The organism is Streptomyces sp. NPDC052052 (assembly GCF_040680455.1).
In the GTDB taxonomy this organism is placed as follows: domain Bacteria; phylum Actinomycetota; class Actinomycetes; order Streptomycetales; family Streptomycetaceae; genus Streptomyces.
The window spans coordinates 193217-202511 of sequence record NZ_JBFAWU010000015.1; the positions used below are offsets into that span (position 1 = coordinate 193217).

5 protein-coding genes and 1 pseudogene are annotated in these 9295 nt (G+C 73.7%); 5 read left to right on the forward strand and 1 reads right to left on the reverse strand.

Annotated features, from left to right (window positions below; all coding sequences use genetic code 11):
* Nucleotides 1-42 precede the first annotated feature (42 nt).
* Nucleotides 43-1401 carry a VWA domain-containing protein gene (locus AB0L71_RS19885; protein ID WP_365244331.1) on the forward strand — a complete coding sequence of 453 codons (1359 nt, stop codon included), beginning with the start codon at nucleotides 43-45 and terminating at the stop codon, nucleotides 1399-1401.
* A 107-nt stretch (nucleotides 1402-1508) separates the two neighbouring features.
* Nucleotides 1509-2741, forward strand: a complete 1233-nt coding sequence (locus AB0L71_RS19890; RefSeq protein ID WP_365244334.1) for an FHA domain-containing protein — start codon at nucleotides 1509-1511, stop codon at nucleotides 2739-2741.
* 26 nt (nucleotides 2742-2767) lie between these two features.
* Here AB0L71_RS19890 and AB0L71_RS19895 read toward each other — a convergent pair whose 3' ends face one another.
* Nucleotides 2768-3757: a methyltransferase domain-containing protein gene (locus AB0L71_RS19895; RefSeq protein ID WP_365244337.1), complete on the reverse strand. Its 990-nt coding sequence runs from the start codon at nucleotides 3755-3757 to the stop codon at nucleotides 2768-2770.
* A 103-nt stretch (nucleotides 3758-3860) separates the two neighbouring features.
* Between AB0L71_RS19895 and AB0L71_RS19900 the strand changes: the two genes are divergently transcribed.
* The 3 genes and pseudogenes from AB0L71_RS19900 to AB0L71_RS19910 all read left to right on the forward strand — a co-directional run.
* Nucleotides 3861-4265, forward strand: a complete 405-nt coding sequence (locus tag AB0L71_RS19900) for a globin (RefSeq protein ID WP_365244340.1) — start codon at nucleotides 3861-3863, stop codon at nucleotides 4263-4265.
* A gap of 170 nt (nucleotides 4266-4435) precedes the next feature.
* A complete protein-coding gene (locus AB0L71_RS19905) occupies nucleotides 4436-7759 on the forward strand; it encodes an ABC transporter permease (protein WP_365244343.1) in 3324 nt (1107 codons plus the stop codon).
* A gap of 1 nt (nucleotide 7760) precedes the next feature.
* Nucleotides 7761-9295 (forward strand): annotated as a pseudogene (locus AB0L71_RS19910) (ABC transporter permease); the annotation flags it as partial.

Below are 9295 nucleotides of genomic sequence, written 5' to 3' on the forward strand. Positions count from 1 at the left end.
GCTGTCTTCATCTGACACCCGGAGCCCCAAGGAGCCGATCAGATGGCCAACTTCTCCAAGTCGCACGTGCCGCAGTTCTCCGTCGAGGTGTACCAGAACGCATATCTGCCGGAGGGCGGTCGCGAGGTCAACGCGATCGTCACGGTCACCTCGACCGGTGGCGGCACCACGGGCGGCGCCCCGCTGTCCGATGCGGCCGCTGTGCCGGCGCACGCGCCGGGGCAGCCGTCGGGAGCGGCTGTGGTGATCATGGTCGACTGCTCCGGTTCGATGGACTATCCGCCGACGAAGATGCGCAACGCCCGTGACGCGACGGCCGCCGCCATCGACACCCTGCGCGACGGCACCTCGTTCGCCGTGGTCGCCGGCACACACGTCGCCAAGGAGGTCTATCCGGGCCAGGGCAGGCTCGCCGTCGCCGATGCGCAGACCAGGGCCCAGGCCAAGGGGGCCCTGCGCGCACTCGGCGCCGGTGGCGGTACGGCGATCGGCACCTGGCTGCGGCTGGCCGACCGGCTGCTCGGCGCCACCGACGCCGAGATCCGGCACGGCATCCTGCTCACCGACGGCCGCAACGAGCACGAGTCGCCGGAGGACCTGCGCGCGGCGCTCGAATCCTGCGCGGGCCGTTTCACCTGCGACGCCCGGGGAGTCGGCACCGACTGGGAGGTGAAAGAAGTCACAGCCATCGCCTCCGCACTGCTCGGTACGGCCGACATCGTGGCCGACCCGGCAGGGCTGGCCGCGGACTTCACACAGATGATGGAGAACGCGATGGGCAAGGAGGTCGCGGACGTCGCACTGCGGCTCTGGACGCCCGTCGGCGTCGAGATCAGGTTCGTGAAGCAGGTCGCCCCGACGGTCGTCGACCTGACCGGCCGCCGCACCGAGGCGGGCCCTCGGGCCGGGGACTACCCCACGGGTTCCTGGGGCGACGAGTCCCGCGACTACCACGTGTGCGTACGGGTGCCGCAGGCCGGAATCGGCCAGGAGATGCTGGCGTCCCGGGTCTCGCTGGTCCTCCCGGACCCGGCGGGCGGGACACCGCACACCCTGTCGCAGGGTCTGGTGAGGGCGGTGTGGACCGAGGACGTGGCGGCGTCCACCGCGATCAATCCCCAGGTCGCGCACTACACGGGCCAGGCGGAACTGGCGCAGGTCATCCAGCAGGGGCTCGACGCCCGCAGGTCGGGAGATCTCGACGGCGCGACGGCGAAACTGGGCCGTGCCGTGCAGCTGGCGTCTGCGTCCGGGAACGAGGAGACTGCGAAACTGCTTTCGAAGGTGGTGGATGTCGTCGATGCCGCGACGGGTACTGTGCGACTGAAGGCGAAGGTCGCGGAAGCGGACTCGATGACACTCGAAACACGCTCGACCAAGACCGTTCGCGTCAAGAAGTGACCGCATGGTCACGCAGCCGGGCCACCCTCCGGAGCGATCCGCCGGGTGGCGAAGAGCACGATGGATGACGGCCCCGGGGCCTGACGAGGAGAGGGGGAAGCGCCGACATGCCGACCTGCCCGAACGGACACCAGTCGGGTTCCGATGACTGGTGCGAGGTCTGCGGCCATCGCATGGCCGGAGCGGGCGCGCCTGCGGGTGCGGTCCCCCCGCCGCCCCCGCCGCCGCCGGCTCGCGGTTACGGCTATCCGCAGGGCTCCGGCCCCGACGCCACCCAGCAGGCCGAGCTCTGCCCGCAGTGCCGCACCCCGCGCGAGGCCGGGGCGCCGTTCTGCGAGGAGTGCCGCTTCAACTTCCTCACGAACACCGCGACGTCGTACACACCGCTGGCCCCTGCGCCGAGCCATGCCGGTCCTCCGCCCGGTCTCCGTCTGCCGCCCGGCTTCCAGACGCAGCAGCCGCCCGGTCCCGGGCAGCAGCGTGATCCGTTCGAGTACCAGGGCTCGCGGCCCTCGCAGGTGAACCGTCCGGCCGAGCCGCTCTCGCCCGACCAGGGAAGCGGGCCGGTGCCTCCGGCTCCGGGTCCTCAGGCACCGGGCCCTCAGGCGCCTCCACCGCCGCCGTTCCAGCAGCAGGGGCCGCCCCCGCCCTTCCAGCAGCAGGGGCCGCCCCCGCCCTTCCAGCAGCAGAGCCCGTCGCCGTTCCCGCAGCAGTCGGCGCCGCCTGGGTTCGAGCGGCCCGGTCCGCGCGTACCGCCGGCCCCGCAGCCGCTGGTCCCGCAGTCGCCGGCCCAGGCGCGGCAGCAGCCGAAGTCCGACGACGACGACTGGATGCTGTCGCCGCCGTCCGGGGCCCAGGCCCCGCAGCCGTCGGCCCCGGCCCCGGCCCCGGCCCCGGTACCGCAGCAGCCTTTCCCGGGCCAGAACCAGCCGGCCGCGAGCTGGACCGCGGTCATCGCCCCGGACCGTGACTACTTCCTGTCGATGATGCAGCGCAGCGGCCCCGAGGCGACCGGGCTCAACCTGCCCGCGTACTCCCCGGAGCAGCGGCTCGCGCTGACCGGCAACCAGGTCACCATCGGTCGCCGCAGGCACAGCACCGGCGAGTCCCCCGACATCGACCTGTCCGTGCCGCCGGAGGACCCGGGCGTCTCGCACCAGCACGCGGTGCTGGTGCAGCAGCCCGACGGCGGCTGGGCCGTGGTCGACCAGAACTCCACCAACGGCACCACGATCAACGGCGCCGAGGACCCGATCCAGCCCTATGTCCCTGTCCCGCTCCAGGACGGCGACCGGGTGCATGTCGGCGCCTGGACGACGATCACGCTCCGTCGGGACTGACGCACGCCATCCGGCGGACAGGGCTCTCACGGTCCGTCGGGCAGTGGCCAGGCGTACGGCCCCGCCGGGTCGTCCAGCCAGGCCCACTGCCGCCCGGCCCGGACCGTGATGCCGAACCTCTCCCGCTCGGGGCGCCGTTCGCGCTGCCAGAGGGAGAGGGCCTCGCGGGGGTCGAGGGTGGCCCCGGTGAGCGCGAGCATGAACCGAAAGAGCTCGTTCTCGGCGATGCGCCTGGGCAGTCCGCGACCGTGCGGGGGGCGTGCGGGCTGCGGGGGCGGTGCGCCGCGCAGCGGTACGAAGTACGCGGGCGTGTGCAGGAACCGGCCCTCCGCACACCTCTCGTGCGCCTCCTCCCGCACCCGCAGCGTGATCAGTCCGGTGGCGAACGGTGCCAGAATCACCGCATCCGATGTGCACTGGTCCAGCCAGGCCTGCGGTACGCAGGGCAGGGTGCAGGTCGCGATGATCCGGTCGTACGGGCCGCGTGGAGGCCAGCCCCGCGCCCCGTCCCCCGTGATCACCGCCGGGCGGTATCCGGCCGCCGCGAGATGCCGGCGGGCCGATTCGGTGATCTCCGGGTCGAGGTCGACGGTGGTCACGGCGTCGTCGCCCAGCCGGTGCGCGAGCAGCGCGGCGTTGTAGCCGCTGCCCGCGCCGATCTCCAGGACCCGTTGTCCGTCCCGTACGTCGAGCGCTTCGAGCATCCGGGCCATCAGCGAGGGCTGACTGCTCGACGAGATCAGCTCGCCGTTTTGGATCCGGGTGGCCAGCGCACCGTCCGCGTAGGCCCCCTGCAGCCACTGTGCCCGCCGGTCCGGGTCGGGATCCTCGCACCACAGGCGGCCGGTTCCGACCGACACGTAGTAGTACGGCACGAACAGATGCCGCGGCACCTGCTCGAACGCGGCCAGCCAGTGCGGGTCGCGCAGGTCCCCGTGCGCCACGATCCCGCGCACCATCGCCTTCCGTTCCTCTGCGGCGGCCACGGCGAACCGGTCCGGATGCGCGTCCTGCATACCCCCACCCTCCTGCGTCCGGGGCCCGGGGGCCAGGAACCGGGGCCGGTCGGCCGGTCCTAGGCCTCCGGTACTCGGTCGGCGCGTCTGCGACCATGGACGGGTGACAGAGATTCCGCGCGACACGCTGCAGGAGCAGACCTTCTACGAGCAGGTCGGCGGCGAGGAGACCTTCCGGCGCCTGGTGCACCTCTTCTACCAGGGCGTCGCCGAGGACCCGCTGCTGAGGCCGATGTACCCGGAAGAGGACCTGGGTCCGGCCGAGGAGCGGTTCGCGCTGTTCCTGATGCAGTACTGGGGTGGGCCCCGTACCTACAGTGAGCGGCGCGGACATCCTCGGCTGCGGATGCGGCACGCTCCCTTCCGGGTGGACCGGGCGGCTCACGACGCGTGGCTGAGCCGGATGCGGGCGGCCCTCGACGAGATCGGCCTGGCACCGGAACACGAGCGTCAGCTGTGGGACTACCTCTCCTATGCGGCCGCCTCGATGGTGAACACGGAGAGCTGACACACGGGCCCGCACCCCTGCCACCGGTGCGGAATTCGTACCTCCGCCTCCGGATAACGGTCACGATCCCATCAAGGTGTTCGCACAAACGGTTTCCAACCACACGTATCTCCTGAAAGCATCGCGTGACACCGGGGGCGGGTGTGTGGCGAGGGACCAGGGGGGCGTGAGTGACGGGGTTCGTCTTTCTTCGGGTGCGGGCCTATCGGCTCCTGCTCGCCGCAGCCGTCCTGGCCGTTCTGCTCACCACCTCGGTGCTTGCCGCGCTGACCGCCTTCTCCGGCTCCATCGGCGACGCGGCGCTGCGTCACTCGCTCACCCACCGGTCCAGGGCCGCGGCCTCCCTCGTCATGTCCACGCAGGTGACGCCCGCACAGCGGGACACCGCCGACGCGAGCGCCCGGCGGGCCGCCCGCGACACCTTCGACGGCCTTCCCGTGACCGTCCGCACCCTGGAGACATCGGGGACGTACGCGCTGCCGCACGGTCTGCGGGCTGCGGCGGGCCGGGGCGACACCCCCGATCTCACCCACTTCGCCTCCCTCGACCGCAGCCGCGTCCGGCTCACCGCGGGCCGTATGCCGGCGTCCGGGAGCGGGAAGGCGGATGATCCCGTCCAGGTCGCGCTGCCCGGCGCCGCCGCCCGGGACCTGGACCTGCGACCGGGCTCGCGGCTCACCGTCACGGACCGGCTGGACGACAAGCCGCTGCGCATCCTGGTCACCGGGGTGTACGAGGCATCCGACCAGACCGATCCGTACTGGCAGTTGGACGAACTCGGCGGGCGCGGCGTCCGCACCATCTCCTTCACGACGTACGGCCCGCTGCTCACCGACCCCACCGTGACCGCTTCCGGACGGGTCAGTTCCGGCAAACTCTCCTGGCTGGCGACCGCCGACTTCCGTACCGTCACCACGGGCCGGATGGACGCCCTGCACAGCGCCGCCACCGCTGCCCCGAAGAAACTGCAGGCCGCCGCCGGATTCGGGACCGGGTCCACCGCGCAGACCTCGCTCCCCCGGGTGCTGGAGCAGATCGACCGGGCTCTGCTGGTCTCGCGTTCGACCCTGATGATCGTGGCCGTCCAGCTGGTGATGCTCGCCGGTTACGCGCTGCTGCTGGTGGCCCGGCTGCTGAGCAGTGAGCGGGGCGGGGAGACCCGGCTGCTGCGGGCCCGCGGCGGATCGCGCGGCCGCATCACCGCCTTCGCCGCGATCGAGGCGCTGCTGCTGGCCCTGCCCGCCGCCCTCCTCGCCCCGCTGCTCGCCGGGCCGCTGACCCGGCTGCTCGCCGAGCGCAGCGCGCTGTCCCGGATCGGGATCCGGCTCGACGGGTCCGCCACCGCCACCGTGTGGCTGGTCGCCGCGGTGACCGCGCTGACCTGTGCGCTGGCCGTGGTGGCGCCCGCGCTGGCGGCCGGAGCCGGGGAGCGCGGGTCCCGCCGCGCCGTCACGGTGCCCGGCCCGGTACGCGCGGGCGCCGACCTCGGTCTGCTGGTGATCGCCGCGGTGGCGTACTGGCAGCTCGACCGCCAGACCACCGGTTCCGGCGGAGGTGCGCTGAGCAGCGACCGGCAGGGCGGACTGGGTATCGATCCGCTGCTGGTCGCAGCCCCCGCCCTGCTGCTGCTCGCGGGCACCGTACTCACGCTGCGCCTGTTGCCGCCCGCGGCCAGGCTCGCGGAACGCCGTGCGGCGGGCGGCCGGGGGCTGGTCACGGCGCTGGCCGGCTGGCAGTTCAGCCGCCGCCCGCTGCGCAATACCGGACCGGTGCTGCTCCTCATCCTCGCGGTCGCCATGGGGATGCTGGCGGTCGGGCAACGCGCCTCCTGGGACCGGTCGCAGCGCGACCAGGCCGATTTCAGGGTCGGTGCCTCGCTGCGCGTACAGGAGAACTCCGTCGGCGACCCGGCGAAGGCGGGCGCGTACGCCCAGCTGCCGGGCGTACGGGACGCGGCACCCGCGGTCCGTACGACCACGGAACTCTCCGGCAACCGCACGGCCGAGGTGCTCGTCCTGGACACCGCGCACGCGGGCCAGCGGATGCTGATGCGCGACGACCTCGGCGACCAGCCCCAGGAGCGGCTCTTCGACTCGCTCGCCCCGCGGGGGACGGCACGGGCCGGCCTGCCGCTGCCGAGGGACAGCGCGCAGCTCCGGTTCGATGTGCGGATCACGGCGGCGGGGGCGCCGGGGACGCGGTCGCCGTCCGGCTCCGCCCCGCGCGTCACCGTGCTGCTGGAGGACGGTCACGGCCTTCCGTACCGGGTGGCCGTCGGAGCCGTACCCGTCGACGGGAAGGCGCATCCGCTCGGCTTCGCGGTCGCGGCCGCGGGCGACCTGGCCCTCACCGGGTTCGAGCTGAGCGGCGAGCAGCCGGCCGGCCGGAGCGAGTCGCACCGGTTCGCCGTCAGCGCGCTGAGGACCGTGACGGCCGACCGGGACGAGCAGCCGGTCCCGGTGCCCGACGGCTTCGGCTGGGACACCGCACCGGCCACCTCCGGGAACGGTACGACGCGACCGGAGCAGTCGGTGCGCGCGACCGCCTCCGCACACACCCCGCTGGCCTTCGCGTACACCACGGGCTCCGCCGCCGACACGGACACCAGGAGCGGGACGCCGGACTTCTCCGTGCGGGCCGCCGCACCCCGTCCCGAGGCCCCGGCGCCGAACGCCGTCGCCTCCGACGCGTATCTGAAGGCCGCCGGGGCGAAGGTGGGGCAGAGCGTCGATGTCACGCTGGCCGGCGAGACGGTCCGGGTGAAGATCGTGCGGTCGGTGCGCCGGCTGCCGACCACCGGCATCGGCACCACCGATGCCCTCGGCAGCGGCACCACCGCGGGCCGTGCGCGGGACGGCGGCGCCCTGCTGCTCGACCTCCGGGCCGTCGGCCAGGCCCTCGCACAGCGCCCGAACACGGTGCTCACCCCGACCGAATGGTGGCTGAGCACCACCCCCGGACAGACCGGAAAGGTCGCCGCCGCGTTGCGGGCCCGGCCCGACAGCGACCCGACCCAGGTTCAGGTGCGCGACGAGGTCGCGCAGGAGCTGGTCAGCGATCCGCTGGGCGCCGGGCCGCAGGCCGCGCTGCCCGCGGTGGCCGTCGTCGCCGCGACCCTGGCCGCGGTCGGTTTCGCGGTGAACGCCGTCGGCGCACAGCGCGAACGGAACGCCGAGTTCGCCGTCCTGCGGGCGCTGGGAACACCGCGCAGGCGGCTGACCCGGATGATCGCCGCCGAGCAGGGCGTACTCATCGCGATCGCGCTGCTCGTCGGGGCCGTGCTCGGAGCCGTACTGATCCGCGGCGTCGTACCGCTCATCGTGCTGACCGGCCAGGCCACCCCTCCGGTGCCGTCGGTGCTGGTACAGCTGCCCGCCGGGCAGATCGCGGCGCTGCTGGCCTCGGTCGCCGCGCTGCCGCTGGTGATCGTCGCGTTCCTCGCGCTGCGCGGCGCCGACCCTGCGACCTCGCTGCGCCACCAGGGGGACCACTGACATGAGCCCGCGTTCCGACCGGGGCCTGCGCGCCCCCGCCCCGTGTGCCCCCTGGGTCCGTACCAGGCTGCGCACCGCTCCCGGCGCCTCCTGGGCGCTCGGGCTGCTGGTGCTGCTGACGGCGTTCCTGGCCGCCGCCTTCCCGCGGGCCGTCGACCGTTACGAGAACGCCGGGCTCCGTCATGACATCGCCACCGCGGACCCCCGGCTCAGTGTGCTGGAGGTGACCGCTCCGCAGCCCGCGCTGCAACTGTCCCCGGCACAGCGCGAGGAGGCGGTGCGCGACGCCACGCTGGCGGCCGTGCACCGCAAGGTGCTGGCGGGGCTGCCCGACGTGCTGCGGCCCGACACCGCCCAGTCCTCGTACGGCTTCGCCACCGGGACCCCGATCGCCGCACAGGAGTCCTGGCTGCCCCGGCCGAACGGCATCGACCCCGCACTGACCTACTCGACGCTGCCCGCACTGTCCGACCACGCCACCCTGCGTGCGGGAAGCTGGCCCACCGTGCACGGCAAGGTCACGGCGGACACGACGGAGATCGAGGGCGCGGTCACCGAGGAGACGGCGAAGGCCCTGCGACTCAAGGCCGGTTCGACCCTCTCCGTACCGACGCAGCTCGGCGACCCGCTGACCGTCCGGATCACCGGGATCATCGCCCCGAAGCACGCCGGGGCCGGCTACTGGTCGGTCCAGCCGCTGCTCCGGACCCCGTCCCTGGTTCCTCTGCCGGGGAGGACGGACCCGCTCTACCACTGGACCGCCGCCGTCCTGCTGCCCCCGGATGCCGCGCCGGCACTGCTCGCCACCGCGGGCGCACCGCAGGTGTTCTGGCGGATCGCACCGGACCCCTCCCGCCTCGCCGCCACCGACCTGCCGGAACTGCGCACCTCGATCGCCTCGCTGGAGAGCGGCCCCGGGCTGGTGCAGCTGCGTACGACGGCGGGCGCCACCGCGGCGCTCGCCACCGACCTGGACGAGATCCTCACCCGGTACGACACCCTGCGTACGGCCATCGGCCCGATCGTGACCGTCGCTGCCGTGTGCATCGGAGCCGTCGCCGCCGTCGTCCTGCTGATGACCGGCGGGCTGATCGGGGGGCGGCGCCGCAGCGAACTCGCGCTGCTGCGCTCGCGCGGCGGATCACTGCGCGGCATCGGCGGCCGGCTGCTCGCCGAGACCGCCGTGATCGCCGTGCCCGCGGCGGCGCTGGGTCTGCTGATCGCCGTACTGGCCTTCGGGCAGGCCCGGCTGTGGCGCTCGGTCGCCGGGGCTGCGATCGTCGCCGTGCTGGTCTGCGTCGCCCTGCCGCTGCGGACGACACTGGCGCACCGCAGACCGCAGATGCACGGGGCCCGCGACGACCTGATGGACACCCGCCCGTCACGGCGGCGCACGGTCGCCGAACTCACCCTGCTGGTCCTGGCCGTCGGCGCGGTCGTCGCCCTGCGCCGCCGCGGCACGGGGTCCGACGGCGGTGCGGACCTGCTGACCAGCGCCGCCCCGGTGCTCGTCGGGCTGATCGCCGCGCTGGTCCT